Below are 17,160 nucleotides of genomic sequence, written 5' to 3' on the forward strand. Positions count from 1 at the left end.
TTATGGTAATAGTATTCATAAGGAGCATGAACACTATTCAAATTTAGAAACATAAAGAAAACTTATGATAATCTATAAGTTTCTTATTATTTACTTATTTAGAAAGTTGTAATAAGATATTATCGTAAGGTATTGAAAAGTTTGTCTACATTTTATATTCAGACAACTTAGTCACGTTTAACAGGGGGGAAACATAATGGTCAAACATAATCCATTTCAATCACGTGCAACTTTTGAAGTAGATGGAAAAACGTATCATTATTATGATTTGAAAGCGCTTGAAAATGCAGGGGTTGGCAACGTATCTCAATTACCATATTCCGTGAAAGTTTTACTTGAATCAGTACTTCGTCAAGTAGACGGACGTGTAATTACAGAAGAGCATGTTACAAATTTAGCGAAATGGGGAACGAAAGATGTGCAAGATATCGATGTTCCATTTAAACCATCTCGTGTAATTTTACAAGATTTCACTGGTGTACCAGCTGTTGTTGATTTGGCTTCGCTTCGTAAAGCAATGGCAGACATGGGTGGAGATCCTGATAAAATCAATCCAGAAATTACTGTAGACCTTGTAATTGATCACTCTGTACAGGTTGATAGAGCGGGTACGGCAGACGCGCTTGCATTCAACATGGACTTAGAGTTTAAACGTAATGAAGAACGTTATAAATTTTTAAGCTGGGCACAAAAATCATTTGATAACTATCGTGCAGTTCCACCAGCTACAGGTATTGTACACCAAGTAAACCTTGAATATTTAGCACCAGTTGTTCATGCTGTGAAAAATGCTGAAGGTGACTTAGTTGCATACCCAGATTCATTAGTTGGAACAGACTCACATACAACAATGATTAATGGTATCGGCGTTCTTGGATGGGGTGTTGGTGGTATTGAAGCAGAAGCAGGAATGCTTGGACAGCCTTCATACTTCCCAGTACCTGAAGTAATCGGTGTGAAATTAACGGGTACACTTCCAAGTGGTACAACAGCAACTGACGTTGCCTTAAAAGTAACGCAAGTATTACGTCAAAAAGGTGTAGTTGGTAAATTCGTTGAGTTCTTCGGTAATGGACTAAAGAGCATGCCTTTAGCTGACCGTGCAACAATTTCAAATATGGCACCAGAATACGGCGCAACTTGTGGATTCTTCCCAATCGATGATATTTCATTAGAATACTTACGTTTAACAGGTAGAGATGAAGAACAAATTCGCGTTGTTGAAGAATACTGTAAAGCGAACGGTTTATTCTATACAGCAGACAGTAAAGATCCAATCTACACTGATCTTGTAGAAATTGATTTAAATACAATCGAATCTAACCTTTCTGGACCGAAACGCCCACAAGATTTAATTCCACTTTCAGATATGAAAGATGCGTTCCACAAAGCTGTTTTAGCACCAGTTGGAACACAAGGACTTGGATTTAATGAGCAAGAGTTCGATAAAGAAGTGAAGGTTACATTAGAAGATAAAGAAGTAACGATGAAAACAGGTGCAATTGCAATCGCTGCAATTACAAGCTGTACAAATACATCAAACCCATACGTATTAATTGGAGCAGGTCTAGTTGCGAAGAAAGCAATTGAAAAAGGACTTGTAGTACCTGAGTATGTAAAAACATCATTAGCACCAGGATCTAAAGTTGTTACTGAGTACTTAGATAAGTCTGGTTTAACAACATATTTAGATCAATTAGGTTTCCAAACAGTTGGTTACGGTTGTACGACTTGTATCGGTAACTCTGGTCCATTAGCGCCAGAATTAGAAGAAGCAATCGCAGCAAACGACTTATTAGTAACATCTGTTTTATCTGGTAACCGTAACTTTGAAGGGCGTATCCACCCACTTGTAAAAGCAAACTACTTAGCATCACCACCACTAGTTGTGGCATATGCACTTGCAGGTACTGTTGATATTGACCTGAAAAATGATGAAATCGGTAAAGATGCAAATGGCAATGCTGTTTACTTCAACGATATTTGGCCATCAGCTAAAGAAATTGAAGATGTAGTTCAAAGTGTTGTTACATCTGAACTGTTCAAGAAAGAATATGCACAAGTATTTAACAGCAATGAGCGTTGGAATGAAATCCAAACTTCAAACGAAGCTTTATATACTTGGGATAATGATTCAACATACATTCAAAACCCACCATTCTTTGAAGGTTTATCTAAAGAGCCAGGTGAAGTTGAAACATTATCAGGCCTACGCGTAGTTGGTAAATTTGGTGACTCTGTAACGACAGACCACATTTCACCAGCAGGTTCAATCGGTAAGCATACACCAGCTGGACGCTACTTATTAGAAAACGGCGTACAACCAGTTGACTTTAACTCTTACGGTTCTCGTCGTGGTAACCATGAAGTTATGATGCGTGGTACATTCGCGAACATCCGTATTAAAAACCAAATCGCACCAGGAACAGAAGGCGGATATACAACATATTGGCCAACTGGTGAAGTAACATCTATCTATGATGCTGCTATGAAATATAAAGAAGATGGCACAGGTCTTCTAGTTGTTGCTGGTAAAGATTACGGTATGGGAAGTTCTCGTGACTGGGCTGCGAAAGGAACAAACTTACTAGGTATTAAAGCAGTAATTGCAGAAAGCTTTGAGCGTATTCACCGCAGTAACTTAGTGTTAATGGGTGTACTACCACTTCAATTTAAAGATGGCGAAAGTGCTGAAACGTTAGGTCTTGTTGGTAACGAGTCATTTGAAATTCAAATCGACAAAACAGTTAGACCACGCGATCTTGTGAAAGTAGTTGCAACTGATGCAGATGGCAATGAAAAACAATTTGAAGTAGTAGCTCGTTTCGATAGTGAAGTAGAAATTGACTACTACCGTCACGGTGGTATTCTGCAAATGGTTCTTCGTGAGAAAATTGAAGAGTCTAAAGTGTCGAACTAAATAATTGAAATGAATAATAAGGAAGCTAACAATAGTTAGCTTCCTTCAGAGTGTTGGGAAACCCTTTAGGGGTTCCCAACACTCTGTAATCATTTTGATTTTAGCGAATAAAAACAACATAAAATAATAGAGTTTCAAAAAAATAGCCCTCCACCAGACCTTTTTTGGTCAGATGGAGGGCTATTTTTTTCATGTTTTGACAAGCTGCGGTGAGATAAGCCTGCATTTGGACAGACTTCAGCCCTCGAAATCGAGCATATCGATAGCCATGTAGTTCTTTGGCGTCTGCAAAGCTTCGCTCTATAGTTGAACAGCGTACTTTGTACAACTTTTTCCCTGTAACTGTTAGTTTGTTTTTTCTAGCGATATCCTTATATTTCTCCCATATATGATGAGTGATAACTTTTTGTTTTTGTTTCTTTGAAAAACATACCTCACGTAGCGGACAAACAGCGCAGTCTTCTGGCTTCGATTTATATTGACGATATCCTTCACGATCCGTTGTCGCATACTCTAAAATACACCCCATCGGACAAGCGAATGCATTCATTTCTTCTACATATTTAAATTGGCTTTTTGGTACTTCTTTATTTCTTTTTCCAAATCGGCGATACCCCATCACCATAAATATATTTCTCTCCGATAATTTCTTACAGATATAGCTCGTAAAATAGCCTGCATCAAGAGCTACAGCTTCTACTTTGAACCCGAATTTATCAATTTGAGCTTGGAGGCGTGCTAAATATGGCTCGGAATCTGCCATATTTCCAGCCGTTACATAGGTATCTGTAATAATATTGTACTTCGCATCAGTCGTACGATGGTCTAAGAAATGAAAACCGTTCGGTTTTCCATCTCTCATTAAAAATCCACTATCTGGATCCGTTGTACTTATACGAGTTTTTTTGGTAGGGGTATCACTTTCCTCTCTAGGTTTTAATTCTTTTTTCCATGTACCTTACGATCTTCGATTACCGCAGCTTCTAGCTCATCTATATAAAACTTTGCTTTTTCTTTTTTATATTTATGTACAAATTTATTTTTATTGGCATTGGCCTTAATGTGCGTAGAATCTGTCATTAGCGCACGTCCTCCCACCATCCGGTGCTCTGTCGCTTGCCTCACGATCTCATCAAAAATTTCTTCGAAAATATTTGTATGAATAAAGCGGGTACGGCGATTCCAACTGATTGTAGAATGATCTGGAATAGTATCTGATAGAGAAAATCCTAAAAACCAACGGTAGGCGATATTCGTTTTAATCTCTTTTTCCAATTGACGCTCCGAACGAATACCGTAAAAATATCCAATAAACATCATTTTAAATAAAACGATAGGATGGATTGACGGACGTCCATTGTTTTCACAGTAATAAGGGCGTAATTTCTCTTCAATAAAATCAAAACTAATTGTCGCTTCAATCGCACGAAGGAAATGATCTTGTGGAACCAACTCTTCTACAGAAACAGATACACGTTCATCACGATGATTTTTTAAAGCACCCATCATAAAAACTCTCTCCTTTTCCTCTTTTTTATCAGTGTTGACACATAAAAAGAGGTTCAGACACAAAAACAGGCTGTGGAGAAGACTTTCTCCACAGCCTGAAGGAAGCTAACAATAGTTAGCTTCCTTATTTTATGGAAAGGGATGAAACCATATGGTTTCATCCCTTTCTTTTTTACTACGAAAAATGGAGGAAACGTCATGAAAGAATATAAAAGAATTTTGTTACCGTTACAGAAAGAAAAAATATTAGTAATAGCAGCTGTATGTAGTGGGATAATTGCTGCCATTTTAAATTTATCCCGCCCAATTTTCATGGGATTAATTGTAGACAATCTTATTCAAAGGGAGCTAAAAGGTGCGTATGTATATATAGCTTTGTTTGCGGGTAGTCACTTTTTAATGTGGGCGAACAATCTTTTATTTGATTATATAAGTTCAAAAGCGAGTCAACGTATATTACAAACGAAACGTATAGAATTATTGCGTCACTATTTCTCATTACCGTTTGAAGAGAGTGAGAAGATTAAGCAAGGAGAGTTAGAAACTTTGGTCGTGTCTGATATTCCGAACTGGGTCAGATTATATGGCTCTATATTAATAGAATATATACACGCTATTGCCCAATTTATTGGAGCTTTCATAGCACTACAACATATAGATATACAGTTTATATTGTGGGTAACTCCGTTTTTATTTTTAAGTACAATTGTTCCAATACTGATGGGAGAAAAGGTAAGAGATATTGCAAGCGTTTCTCAAAAAAATCACTCAAGTGTTGTAGAGATGGTGTCACAGTTTGTAAAGGGGATACAAGATTTGCGGAGTTTACAAAAAGAAAAATGGGCAATTCGCTTATTTAAAGAAGTAACGGCACAATCGTATAAATCAGAAGTAAAGAAGACGATGATGCAACATTGCATTGGAGTAGTTGGAACGGTGATTGAAACAGGAGCATATATTGTTGTTCTCATTATAGGTGCACAAAAAATAATGAGGGGAGAAATAGAAGTTGGTTCACTCATTGCAGTGTTAGCGACAATTGAGATGCTCTTTTTCCCTGTCCGTTATGTGGGCGATTTATTAATAATGACACAAGTTGCAGTCGCTTCGGCAAATAGAGCTTTTTGCTTTTTAAATAAACGAGCAGCAGATAGCAATGTAGAAAGAGCGATGGGGATCAGGATAACAAATGTTTCATTTCAGGAGAATGACGAAGAGAAATGCAGAATTCATAATATTGATTTGCAAATTCGTCCTGGTGAACTCGTTATGATTGTGGGAGAAAGCGGTGCAGGAAAAACAACGCTTTTAAAGTTAATAACGGGCTTGTATAAACCATCTAACGGTAGCATTGCTTATTATGGTAATGAAGCTCGTATGACTACAGTGTGGCAAGAACCACGTTTTTTCCGAACGACGGTAACAGAGAATATGTATTTCGGGGAAGAGGGTTTAGAAAATCAGTTAGAAAAAAATAGTGAACTTATAAATGCAACGCCGATTATTAGAGGGTTACCTGAAGGGAGTCAAACTGTGCTACATAAAAGCGGTGAAGAGTTTTCGGGAGGCGAAAGAAAACGTCTTGCATTATTGCGCGCGATTGTATCAAATCCAACTCTTATTATTTTAGATGAACCGACGGCTGGGTTAGATCCGGGCAATCAAGAACTGGTTTGGAATATGATTGAAGGGATAGGAAGAGATGTAACGAGAATTGTGGCAACACATGATGTAGAGAGAGCGATGATAGCAGATTGTGTTGTTGTCATAAAGAATGGGACTATTGTGGAATGTGGGAATCCTAGAGAATTATTAAATTGCAACTCATTGTACAAAGAGTTGCAAACAAAAAGATAAGAGATATGTAATGCTCTTATCTTTATTCCGCTATTTGCCGGGCAGCCCGATTGGTGAGGGCTGATTAAAGTTTCACTTTATTCGGTCTCATTAAGTTGATAAGTATAAGAATTCGAATCACTAGAATTAACTTCTTTGACGAGAGTAAGTTGATTTGTATCTGGATTATATTTGAAAATCTTAATTGTATGTTCGCTACTTAGTAATGGATTATATTCTTGAATAGCGAATGTATTTTCCGCGATTTGTGTCATATTACTGGTGGGAACATTTTCTATGGAATCATGATTTGTAGAAATTTCAACGACTTTTTCACTGTTGAAAAATAAAAGAACGATTACTAAAATAACTAAGCATATTCGTATATAGCGTAGCTCTTTGGTGATAGGGTGTTCTCCCAAAACAATCATCCTTTCTATAGCTATTCTATAGTAGTAATGGTAGTCATCGTGAAAAAAGTAATAATGCCGAGGCCTGCCAAAAGGATAAATGAGATTAATGCGATATAGAGACAAATATGTCCAACTGTTTTTTTTCAGGATCTTTACTAAATAGTGAGATAATCCATGTGATAATTCCGATTGGGGAAAATATAAAACTAAGAATATATAGAAGTATTTTTTTAAATAAATTCATGAGAGCTCCTTTCATTGTAAAATGTTCTATGTATTTCTAATTATATGATTAAAAGGTAAATATTTCATCTTAGTTATAAAAATTCTGATTATTTAGAATGTGAATATTTCCAAGCTTGTCCGTATAAGCTAAAATAAGGTATATAGTATTTTGATGAATGTGTTAAAAGAAGATAATACGTTAGGGTGATATAAAATGTGGCGGAAGCTTACGATTATTGTAGTGTTACTTTGTTTAGCGGGATATGCAGCTTATGAACAGTTTGGTTATAAAGAGCAGGCGGTAAAAGTGAAGCAAGAAAAAAGTGAAGCTGCGATGAAAGAGATTATCGCAAGGAATGGTATTGAGATAGGGAAGAGTGCACCGGACTTTACATTAACGAAGTTAGATGGGACAAATGTAAAGTTATCGGATTTAAAAGGAAAGAAAGTAATTTTAAACTTTTGGGCTACGTGGTGTGGACCATGTCAGCAAGAAATGCCTGATATGGAGGCTTTCTATAAAGAACATAAAGAGAACGTAGAAATTTTAGCGGTCAATTATACGCCTTCAGAAAAAGGTGGGGGGGAAGAGAAGGTAAGCAATTTTGCTAAAGAAAAAGGAATTACTTTTCCTATTTTATTGGACAAGAACATTGATGTGACAACAGCTTATAAAGTAATTACGATTCCAACTTCGTATTTTATAGATACAAAAGGTGTCATTCAAGATAAGTTTATTGGGCCGATGACACAAAAAGAGATGGAGAAAAGAGTTGCTAAATTAAAATAATGGTGAAAAGGTAGAGATGGAGAGTTCCCATTTCTGCCTTTTCTTTTTCAAGTAGTAATCACTTCATGATATGATGTAAGAAATATAACCGTTTAGAGATAAAGGAGTGTATGGAGTGGGGAATGTATCCTTACCGTTAGATTATGTTGTAATTGATTTTGAAACAACAGGATTTAACCCTTATAATGATAAAATTATTCAAGTTGCAGCAGTGAAATATCGTAATCATGAATTAGTAGATCAATTTGTTTCATACGTGAATCCAGAGCGGCCAATTCCGGACCGAATAACGAGTTTAACAGGTATTACTAATTATCGCGTTTCAGATGCACCGACGATTGAAGAAGTGTTACCTTTATTTTTAGCATTTTTACATACAAATGTTATTGTGGCCCATAATGCTTCTTTTGATATGCGCTTTTTGAAAAGTAATGTAAATATGCTTGGGTTGCCTGAACCTAAAAATAAAGTAATTGATACTGTATTTTTAGCAAAGAAATACATGAAGCATGCGCCTAATCATAAACTTGAAACGTTAAAACGAATGCTTGGAATTCGTTTAAGCTCTCATAATGCATTTGACGATTGCATTACGTGTGCTGCTGTTTATCAAAAGTGTGCAGCTATTGAAGAAGAAGGGAAACGAAAAGTAAATAAGGCTATGCTTGATGAAACTGCGGTATATGAAGCGGTGAAAGAAATACTTGCATGTAATAAACGTAATGTAGAATGGCTACGTTGTATGAACGTAGGAAGTTATTTAGATATAAAAGCTTTTTATCCAGTTATGAGATTAAAGGTAAAAGGGCGAAAGAAATATGTATTAACAGAGATATTAGAAGAAGATGTGAAAGAAATATGTACAAGTTTAAAATGTGAACCGGCGTTAAAAAGTGAAGCTGGTAATACGAGAATTATGCTTAATAGCTTAGAGGATGTTATGAAATTAGAAAGTTATATTTTAGAGCAGTATGATTTTGTATTACAGGCGCTTCATGATTATAAAGAAAATGAAATGAATGCAGATGAAAAGTTGAAAGAGTATTTAAATATTATGGTATAAAAAACTCCGTGTGCAATATATTGTACACGGAGTTTTTTTAGGAGTACTAAAACATAAAATTTTCTTGCAAATCTGATTAAAGAGTTTTTTGTTTGCTCATACTATGTAATAAGAAAGCGAAGGAGAGAGGGTGAACAACATGAGAAGAAGTCGCCGTAAATCGTTTGAAGAACTTGTAAATGAAAATAAACAACAATTATTAAGCGATCGTGAGGCAATTGATCGCATTGAAGAGCGCATTGAAAAACGTTATGAAATGAAACTTTTTAAGCAAGCTGAATAATTCTTAACACTAGTACGATACTAGTATTAAGGAGGCGATAGTAATGGGTAATCCGAAAAAAAATTCAAAAGATTTTGCACCGAATCATATTGGAACACAATCAAAAAAAGCTGGTGGAAATAAAGGAAAGCAAATGCAAGATCAAACAGGTAAACAACCGATTGTTGATAATGGTTAAAGAAAAGGAGAATATTACATTCTCCTTTTTTATGTATAAATTTGAGGAAAGATAGGTAATTTAAGATGGTGTGTATATACAATATTAGGAGGGAAGTACATGCCAAATCCAGATAATCGAAGTGACAACGCTGAAAAGTTACAAGAAATGGTGCAAAATACAGTTGATAACTTTAATGAAGCAAAAGAAACAGCGGAACTTTCTAATGAAAAAGATCGTGCTGCTATTGAAGCAAAAAATCAAAGACGTTTAGAAAGTATTGACTCATTAAAAAGTGAAATCAAAGATGAATCTTAACAAAATGTACAAAAAGGGCTGACTTTTGTCGGCCCTTTTTCGTAATCGTAAAGTTTTCAACAAGTAAACGCCAATTTTGTGGAAATGGCAAGCCAATCTTCCAATAACTAATACCGCCAATGCCCTGCTCTTTCATTAAATTGAATTTACTTTGAATAGACCTCGCATCTTCAAACCAAACTTCATGTTGTACGCCATTTTCGTCAAAGTAATTAAAATGTGGAGCTTGAGCTGTGAAATCATAGCGGATAGGAACATTATATTTACGAGCAAGTGCAACAGCTGCGACAGAGCTAACTGCTTTTGCTGGTGGATTCCCTTGTTTGAACGGAAGTTTCCAATCGAATCCGTATAAGTTTTGCCCCATCATAATTTTTTGGGGAGGCATTTGAGATTTTGCGTATTGAAGTACTTCTTTTACAGGACCGATAGGAGAGATTGCCATTGGTGGCCCGCCCTGCCAACCCCAGTCATATGTCATAATGACGACGAAATCAACAATTTGCCCTTGCGCTTTATAATCATGGGCTTCGAAAAATTTTCCCTTTTGATTTGAACTTGTTTTCGGTACGAGAGTTGTGCTTAATGTGTACCCGCTAGGTAAGCGTGTTTTTACATTTCGTAAAAAGCGATTATACGCCTCGCGGTCTTCGGGTGCTACACTCTCGAAATCGAAATGAATGTCTCGCATGCCATATTTTTCAGCTGTTTGCAAAATGTTAGTAATAAATTTGTTTTGAATCGTTGCGTCGCGTAAAATAACCGATGTTAGATCGGCACTGAAATTACCATTTTCAATATTTGTAATAACGAGCATAGGGATTGTTTGCCCTTGCGTTGCAATATTAGCAATTTTAGCTGTTTCAGTAGGTTCTTTTAATGTGCCATCTCTTTTTGCCTCAAAACTAAAATAAGCTAAATATGTTAAAAATGGATTGATGGCACGTGTAGCATTAACTAAACTCTCTTTAATCGGTATAGTGGAAGGTTGTAAATAAGCGATGGATTCTACAGCTCGTTTTGTGCCTTTTGGTACATATAATTGTTGTCCGACATGGAGAATAGATTTTAAAGATAAATTATTAACTTTAGCTAAACTAGCGAGGGGGACATTATATGTTTGAGAAATCCGATAGAGGCTGTCACCAGGCTGTACATAATAATTATTTCCTTTCGTATTAACGATAAGTGCCTGACCAACAACGAGCGTTTCAGCGGGATTTAGTCCATTGTCTTTTACTATTTCGTCAGGTGTTGATCCATATTTTGATGCCAAGCTATATACGCTATCACCGCTACGAACCGTTACAATTTGAATCATATGCTTGCTCCTTTCGGGAAAAGATTCACTATTTTTATTTTATTTTTGATGTCACTGTATTATGATTAAATGTATGCAAGGTAGCAGAAGTGAAAGAAGGGAAGAAACAGTTAGTGTATATCTACAAAAATATATAATTAGTGATAAAATATTTGTAGATGAAAAATTGTCGCCGGAGTAAAGTAGTTTCATGGGATGAAAAATATGAAAGTATATTCAATTGGTGATTTTGCAAAAAAAGGCAGGTAGGATAGAACAAACTAGTTGCCATCTTCAAGGGAAAATAAGCTAAGAAGATGGTTAAGGGGTTGCTGGAAAATGATGCTTGCGAAGAAAGTGAGAATCAAGCCGAATAAAGAACAAGAATTGCAACTTTGGAAATCTGTTGGTACGGCAAGATGGGCTTATAATTGGACACTGGCGAAGCAAGAAGAGAATTACAAGAATGGCGGAAAGTTCATATCAGACGTTTTTTTACGGAAAGAATTAACTGTATTAAAGCAGTCTGAAGAATATGCTTGGTTGTACGATGTTTCAAATAATATAGCCAAACAAGCGATTAAAGATGCTTGTGAAGCATATAAGCGATTTTTCAAGGGACTGGCTGATAAACCACGATTCAAAAGCAGAAGGAAAGCAAAACTCTCTTTTTACAATGATAATGTCAAGTTAAAAGTAAAAGAAAAACAAGTTTTGATTGAGAAAGTTGGTTGGGTAAAAACATCCGAAAAGTTACCTGTAGGGGTTAAGTACTCTAATCCACGCGTTAGCTTTGACGGTAAGTATTGGTATTTGTCTGTCGGTATTGAACAGGAGTTTACAAAAGAGAAATTAACGGCTGTTTCGTTAGGAATAGATATTGGAATCAAAGAATTAGCATATTGTTCTGATGGGCAGAGGAAGAACAATATCAACAAAACAAAAATGGTAAGACAGGTAGAGAAACGCCTTCGTAGGTTGCAACGTCAAGTTTCTCGTAAATATGAAATGAATAAGGAGGGAAACCGTTTTGTCAAAACAAGCAATATTATAAAAATCGAGAAAGAGATACGACAACTACATAGAAGGTTATCAAATATCAGAAAGAATCATCTTCATCAATCCACGAGCGAAATTGTGAAAACCAAGCCATTTCGCATTGTGATGGAGACGTTGCATATGAAAGGTCTGATGAAGAATAGATACCTAGCTAAAGCGATTGCGAAGCAGTGTTTATATGAGTTCAAAAGACAAATTCAATACAAGTGTGAAAAATATGGTATTGAATTTGTAGAAGCTGATACATGGTATCCTTCTTCAAAAATGTGTTCCAGTTGTGGAAGCATTAACAAAGAACTAAAACTTTCTGACCGTGTATACAAATGCACTTGTGGTCACGAAATGGATAGGGATTTAAATGCGGCTATCAATTTGTCACGGTATGAATTAGCCAGTTAACATCTAAAAAAGTTACGGCTAATATGTAGGATTCGTTGTATCCGAATTTACGCCCTCGGAGTGTTACATCAAACGAAAGTAGCTTCTGTGAAATCGGACACGTAGAACAGGGAAATAAACAAAAATTATAGATTTTTATAAGTTTATGGCAACGGCGAATATACATATGTTTGTAGCAGAACATGAAGTTGAAATCCGTTATGCGGAAACAGATCAAATGGGTGTTGTTTACCATTCAAACTACTTAGTGTGGCTTGAGTTAGGTCGCACGAAACTTATACAAGATTTAGGTTTTTCATATGTTGAAATGGAGAAAGAAGGAATTATTTCTCCTGTGTTAGATTTACAAATTTCATACCGTAAAGCGATGCGTTACGGAGAAAAAGCAATCGTAAAAACATGGGTAGATACTGTGAGCCCACTTCGCGTTGTATATGGATATGAAATATATAATGGTGATGGTGAACTTTGTATTACTGCAAGTACGACGAATATTTGTGCGAAAAAAGAAGGGTTCCGCCCTGTATCATTTAAAAAGTTATATCCTGAGTGGTATGCGAAATATGAGGAAATTAAGAAAAAATAAAAAAGCGTGGCAGAAGCCACGTTTTTTTATTTTTCATAATTAAATTGTGGGAAGTCGTCACCTTCGTTAAGTGTAACAGATAAATTATGTCCATCGAAGAACCATTCATCATCGCCTTCAATAAAGAAGTTAATACCTTCTTCTTGAACTTGAACAGCAGGATGTGCAGGATCATCTTTACGAATCCCTAAAGAAAGTCCTTTTTGCACAGTACTGCAACCACCGTATTGTACGAAAAAGCGTAGTGTTTCATTTGATTGTAAGTTTAATTCATTTTTATACCATTGTGCTGCTTCTTTTGTTACGGAAAGATTCATGTATAGTTCCTCCAAATTATGTTGCTTTTTCTTTAGTATAAAAAATAACGCAAAAAGACGCTATTAATATGCTTCACGTTTTCTTTTTGCGTTATGTGGGTTACGATCTTATTTTTGCTTTTTTGAAAAGTTTGCTTTTGGTTCAGTTTTATTTATAATTCGTCCGATATTTGCACGGTGTTTATAAATAACCATACCTGCTAATAAACACATCGCAATAATGAAGATTTTATCCCCGCTAACAATGGATGCAATAACAGCAACAACTGCTGTTACCATAGAAGAAAGTGATACGTATCTTGTTGTAAATAAAAGGGTGAAAAATACAACAGCCAATATTGCAAAAACAACTGGTGAATAGCATAATAGCACCCCAGCAGAAGTTGCAACTGCTTTACCACCGCGGAATTTCGCGAAGATTGGATAGACATGTCCAAGAACAGCCGCTAACCCGAACCATAGTGGATGAATATCTAATCCGAAAATCATTGGTAGACTTGTTGCTAATGTCCCTTTTAAAATGTCAGCAATTGTAACGGTAAAACCTGCTTTTTTCCCTAATGTGCGGAATGTGTTTGTTCCGCCTAGATTACCGCTCCCGTGCTCACGAATATCGATTCCGTAGCCGATTTTTCCAACAACTAGTGCAAATGGAATCGAGCCAAGTAAGTAGGCAACGATAAATAAAAGATATGTAGTAACCATAAGTTCAGTCTCCTTTATTCAAATGTGTTGATAAAGGGTAAAAAGAGTTTTTCCCGTATATTGTACCATACATTTGTAAAGAGCACATTTCTTTTTTGTAAATGAAAAATTCATTATTTCGTGAAAAAAATTTCACAGTAATGTTACATTTCTCACAGAAACAGTAAGACTATATGTAGTAACATTTTAATCAAAAGATAACAACATATTGGTGGAGGGTTATAAATGTTACAAAATAATACACGTGGAGAAGAAGAATTAATGAAAGTGTTCGAGACAATAGTCCACGGCAATGAACAAGATTTAATGCAAGAAAATGCAAATGTAGACGGCCGCTCTCCAATGGGCGTAATGGGAACGTTCGCATCTGAGAGTGCAAAATATTATGCTGTTGAGAATTTATTGTCAGATCAAGTGAAAAAAGCGATAAATGAAAATATATTATATCCACATGATTTAGATTTTTATGCGACAGGAACGACGACTTGTTCACAAATTCCGTTAGCGCAAATGCTTGCTAACGGTTTTCATACTGGACATGGACATATGAGACAACCGCAAGACATTAAAAGTGCATTGGCTCTTTCGTCTATTATTTTTCAAGCGAATCAAAATATGCAGCATGGTGGTCAATCGTTTGCACTCTTTGATATTGATTTAGCACCTTATGTACGAAAAACAATTGAGAGACATAAAAAACGATTACAATCATATCCGCTTACGAAAGAACAAATAGAGGAATTTGCATGGAAAGAAACGGAAAATGATACGTATCAAGCGTGTGAGGCTTTCGTTCATAATTCGAATAGTATGCATAGTAGGGGCGGAGGACAAGTACCATTTATTTCTATTAATTATGGAACAGATACATCAAAAGAAGGAAGAATGTTAATTAAACAACTTTTAAAAGCGACACAAGCTGGACTTGGTAAAGGAGAGACACCGATTTTTCCGATTCAAATTTTCAAGATGAAAAAAGGTGTAAATTTTGAAGAAAGTGATCCGAACTACGATTTATTTGAATTAGCATTAGAGACAACGGCTGAACGATTGTTCCCTAACTTTTCATTTTTAGATGCTCCGTTTAATGCAGTACATTATGATGGAAGACCGGAAAGTGAAGTATGTTACATGGGATGTCGTACCCGTGTTATGTCTAATATACATGGAGAAGAAACAGCGATTGGTAGAGGGAATTTATCATTTACGTCTATTAATTTAGTGAAATTAGCGTTAATTAGTGGTTCAAAAGAAGCGTTTTTTGAAGCGCTAAACTATTATTTAGATTTAGGAATTAAGCAGCTATTAGAAAGATATGCGTATCAATGTACGAAACGAGCAAGAGATTTTCAGTTTTTATATTCACAAGGTGTATGGCGTGGTGGAGAAACGTTGCAGCCTGAAGACTCCGTAGCCTCGATTTTAAAACAAGGGACGTTAAGTATTGGTTTTATCGGTCTTGCGGAATGTTTAGTAGCTTTAACAGGAAAGCATCATGGGGAAGATGGAGAATCATGGAAACTTGGGTATGAAATTATTTCCTTTATGAGAGATAGAATGGATAAAGCGACAGAAGAACATCAACTGAATTTCTCAGTAATTGCAACTCCAGCAGAAGGATTATCAGGGAAGTTTGTGAAAAAAGATAGAGAAGAATTTGGTGAAATTAATGGTATAACGAACCATAATTACTATACGAATTCATTCCATATTCCAGTTTATTATAACATTCAAGCTATAAATAAAATCCGTTTAGAAGGCCCGTTCCACGCTCTCTGTAATGGAGGACACATTACTTATATTGAACTAGATGGAGCAGCAATGCATAACAAAAAGGCATTAAAACAAATTGTACAAGCCATGGCAGAACATGGCGTTGGATACGGTTCAATTAATCATCCTGTTGACCGTTGTAAGTGCTGTAGTTATCACGGGGTTATTGGGAATGAATGTCCAAGTTGCGGGAATAAAGATGAGGCTAATATAGAAAGAATTCGCCGTATAACAGGCTATCTTGTAGGAGATATGTCGAAGTGGAATAGTGCGAAACGTAGTGAAGAGATAGATCGGGTGAAACATAAATGAAAGTGATGAATATTATTCATGATAGTGTAGTAGATGGAGAAGGATTGCGGACAGTCGTGTTTTTTGCGGGCTGTCCGCATCGTTGCGTTGGTTGCCATAATCCGAAATCGTGGAATATTTGCAATGGAACGGAAATGACAGTAGAAGAAATTGTGAAAGAGATTGCAAGTAATCCATTAACTGATGTAACATTTTCAGGTGGAGATCCATTTTTTCAAGCTGCTGAAGTGAAAAAGGTAGCAAAAATCGTGAAAGATTTGAAAAAAAACCTATGGATGTATACAGGTTATACGTTAGAAGAGATACAGAGTTCTCAAAATAATGATATGATAGAGTTGTTACATTATGGGGATGTTTTAGTCGATGGAAGGTTTGAAATTGAGAAAAAAGATTTAACACTTCCATTTCGCGGAAGCTCCAATCAACGTATTATTCGATTGAAAGAGTAAAAAGGCGGGATAGATTATATGAATAAAACAGTATTGCTTGTTGAAGATGAAAGAAGATTACGTGAAATTGTTAGTGATTATTTTCGTAATGAAGGTTTTGAAGTAATCGAAGCAGAAGATGGAAAAAAAGCGTTAGAGTTATTTGCAGAGCATGAAATTGATTTAATTATGTTAGATATTATGTTACCGGAAATAGATGGATGGTCTGTTTGTAGAAGAATTAGAAAAGAATCAGCAGTACCAATTATTATGTTGACAGCACGTTCGGATGAGGATGATACATTGCTAGGTTTTGAATTAGGTGCAGATGAGTATGTAACGAAACCATTTAGCCCGAAAGTATTAGTAGCTCGTGCAAAGACGTTATTGAAACGTGCGGATGGTGCGGTAGGAGTAGCGGAAGAAAATGCTATGTCTTTAGCTGGAATAGAAGTGAATCGTCTATCTAGAACTGTTTTAGTAGATGGAGAAGAAATTATATTGACACATAAAGAATTTGAACTTCTCGTTTATTTAATGGAGAACAAAGGAATTGTGTTATCACGTCAACATTTATTAGACCAGTTATGGGGATATGACTATTACGGTGATGACAGAACGGTTGATACCCATATTAAAAAACTTCGAAATAAGCTAGGAGATAAAGCGAAGCATATCGGTACTGTTATTCGAGTTGGTTATAAATTTGAAGAATAATCTAGAACGATTTGTGTAATTTAGCCTAGGGAAATGGCGATTTTATACTC

The 17,160-nt window shown here is 35.9% G+C and carries 17 protein-coding genes and 1 pseudogene; 12 read left to right on the plus strand and 6 right to left on the minus strand.

Features of this window, described 5'->3' with window-relative positions:
• The first annotated feature begins 196 nt into the window (after positions 1 to 196).
• Positions 197 to 2,920, plus strand: a complete 2,724-nt coding sequence (gene acnA, locus QCI79_RS22720) for an aconitate hydratase AcnA (protein ID WP_000238558.1) — start codon at positions 197 to 199, stop codon at positions 2,918 to 2,920.
• A gap of 100 nt (positions 2,921 to 3,020) precedes the next feature.
• Here the strand turns inward: acnA and QCI79_RS22725 are convergent.
• Positions 3,021 to 4,429 (minus strand): IS1182 family transposase gene (locus QCI79_RS22725; RefSeq protein ID WP_097914644.1). Its coding sequence is split into 2 segments (ribosomal slippage): positions 3,021 to 3,868 and positions 3,868 to 4,429, totalling 1,410 coding nucleotides; the frame shifts between segments, so codons are not numbered across the junction.
• Between the two features lie 198 nt (positions 4,430 to 4,627).
• Here QCI79_RS22725 and QCI79_RS22730 point away from each other — a divergent pair.
• A complete protein-coding gene (locus QCI79_RS22730) occupies positions 4,628 to 6,286 on the plus strand; it encodes an ABC transporter ATP-binding protein (protein WP_000666360.1) in 1,659 nt (552 codons plus the stop codon).
• Between the two features lie 77 nt (positions 6,287 to 6,363).
• On the opposite strand, the gene QCI79_RS22735 is transcribed toward QCI79_RS22730, so the two are convergent.
• Positions 6,364 to 6,696 (minus strand): YmzC family protein, encoded by a 333-nt coding sequence (locus QCI79_RS22735; RefSeq protein ID WP_074595727.1) that lies wholly within the window; start codon positions 6,694 to 6,696, stop codon positions 6,364 to 6,366.
• 11 nt (positions 6,697 to 6,707) lie between these two features.
• Positions 6,708 to 6,922, minus strand: a pseudogene (locus QCI79_RS22740) (hypothetical protein).
• A 195-nt stretch (positions 6,923 to 7,117) separates the two neighbouring features.
• On the opposite strand from QCI79_RS22740, the gene QCI79_RS22745 reads away from it, so the two are divergent.
• From QCI79_RS22745 to tlp, 5 genes are all read left to right on the plus strand, one after another.
• Complete coding sequence (locus tag QCI79_RS22745) at positions 7,118 to 7,693, plus strand: redoxin domain-containing protein (protein WP_000269087.1); 576 nt, start codon at positions 7,118 to 7,120, stop codon at positions 7,691 to 7,693.
• 115 nt (positions 7,694 to 7,808) lie between these two features.
• A complete protein-coding gene (locus QCI79_RS22750) occupies positions 7,809 to 8,756 on the plus strand; it encodes a 3'-5' exonuclease (RefSeq protein WP_000528753.1) in 948 nt (315 codons plus the stop codon).
• Positions 8,757 to 8,895: 139 nt separating this feature from the next.
• A complete protein-coding gene (locus tag QCI79_RS22755; RefSeq protein WP_001254703.1) occupies positions 8,896 to 9,039 on the plus strand; it encodes an FbpB family small basic protein in 144 nt (47 codons plus the stop codon).
• A 43-nt stretch (positions 9,040 to 9,082) separates the two neighbouring features.
• Positions 9,083 to 9,217, plus strand: a complete 135-nt coding sequence (gene sspN, locus QCI79_RS22760) for an acid-soluble spore protein SspN (RefSeq protein ID WP_000527987.1) — start codon at positions 9,083 to 9,085, stop codon at positions 9,215 to 9,217.
• Between the two features lie 99 nt (positions 9,218 to 9,316).
• Complete coding sequence (tlp, locus tag QCI79_RS22765) at positions 9,317 to 9,514, plus strand: small acid-soluble spore protein Tlp (protein WP_001133511.1); 198 nt, start codon at positions 9,317 to 9,319, stop codon at positions 9,512 to 9,514.
• On the opposite strand, the gene QCI79_RS22770 is transcribed toward tlp, so the two are convergent.
• Positions 9,498 to 10,835 (minus strand): glycoside hydrolase family 18 protein, encoded by a 1,338-nt coding sequence (locus QCI79_RS22770; RefSeq protein ID WP_021727504.1) that lies wholly within the window; start codon positions 10,833 to 10,835, stop codon positions 9,498 to 9,500. The two genes, tlp and QCI79_RS22770, sit on opposite strands and share 17 nt — an antisense overlap.
• Positions 10,836 to 11,153: 318 nt before the next feature.
• Here QCI79_RS22770 and QCI79_RS22775 point away from each other — a divergent pair, with 318 nt between their 5' ends.
• A complete protein-coding gene (locus QCI79_RS22775) occupies positions 11,154 to 12,272 on the plus strand; it encodes an RNA-guided endonuclease InsQ/TnpB family protein (protein WP_000978854.1) in 1,119 nt (372 codons plus the stop codon).
• A 166-nt stretch (positions 12,273 to 12,438) separates the two neighbouring features.
• Positions 12,439 to 12,858: an acyl-CoA thioesterase gene (locus QCI79_RS22780; protein ID WP_000495812.1), complete on the plus strand. Its 420-nt coding sequence runs from the start codon at positions 12,439 to 12,441 to the stop codon at positions 12,856 to 12,858.
• 26 nt (positions 12,859 to 12,884) lie between these two features.
• Here the strand turns inward: QCI79_RS22780 and QCI79_RS22785 are convergent, their stop codons facing one another.
• Together QCI79_RS22785 and plsY are read right to left on the minus strand one after the other, a co-directional pair.
• Positions 12,885 to 13,175, minus strand: coding sequence for a HesB/YadR/YfhF family protein (locus QCI79_RS22785; protein WP_001054454.1), 291 nt, complete (start codon positions 13,173 to 13,175; stop codon positions 12,885 to 12,887).
• 108 nt (positions 13,176 to 13,283) lie between these two features.
• Positions 13,284 to 13,880 (minus strand): glycerol-3-phosphate 1-O-acyltransferase PlsY, encoded by a 597-nt coding sequence (gene plsY, locus QCI79_RS22790; protein ID WP_000258974.1) that lies wholly within the window; start codon positions 13,878 to 13,880, stop codon positions 13,284 to 13,286.
• A 225-nt stretch (positions 13,881 to 14,105) separates the two neighbouring features.
• On the opposite strand from plsY, the gene QCI79_RS22795 reads away from it, so the two are divergent.
• Genes QCI79_RS22795 through QCI79_RS22805 form a run of 3 tightly spaced genes read left to right on the plus strand, consistent with a single transcriptional unit; the run spans position 14,106 to position 17,110 of the window.
• Positions 14,106 to 15,965, plus strand: a complete 1,860-nt coding sequence (locus QCI79_RS22795; RefSeq protein ID WP_000940073.1) for an anaerobic ribonucleoside triphosphate reductase — start codon at positions 14,106 to 14,108, stop codon at positions 15,963 to 15,965.
• Positions 15,962 to 16,414, plus strand: a complete 453-nt coding sequence (gene nrdG / locus QCI79_RS22800; protein ID WP_000867078.1) for an anaerobic ribonucleoside-triphosphate reductase activating protein — start codon at positions 15,962 to 15,964, stop codon at positions 16,412 to 16,414. The genes QCI79_RS22795 and nrdG overlap by 4 nt, the downstream gene beginning before the upstream one ends.
• Positions 16,415 to 16,432: 18 nt before the next feature.
• A complete protein-coding gene (locus tag QCI79_RS22805; protein WP_001044679.1) occupies positions 16,433 to 17,110 on the plus strand; it encodes a response regulator transcription factor in 678 nt (225 codons plus the stop codon).
• The last annotated feature ends 50 nt before the right edge of the window (positions 17,111 to 17,160 follow it).

It is taken from the genome of Bacillus cereus group sp. MG1, assembly GCF_040460035.1.
GTDB lineage: Bacteria > Bacillota > Bacilli > Bacillales > Bacillaceae_G > Bacillus_A > Bacillus_A cereus.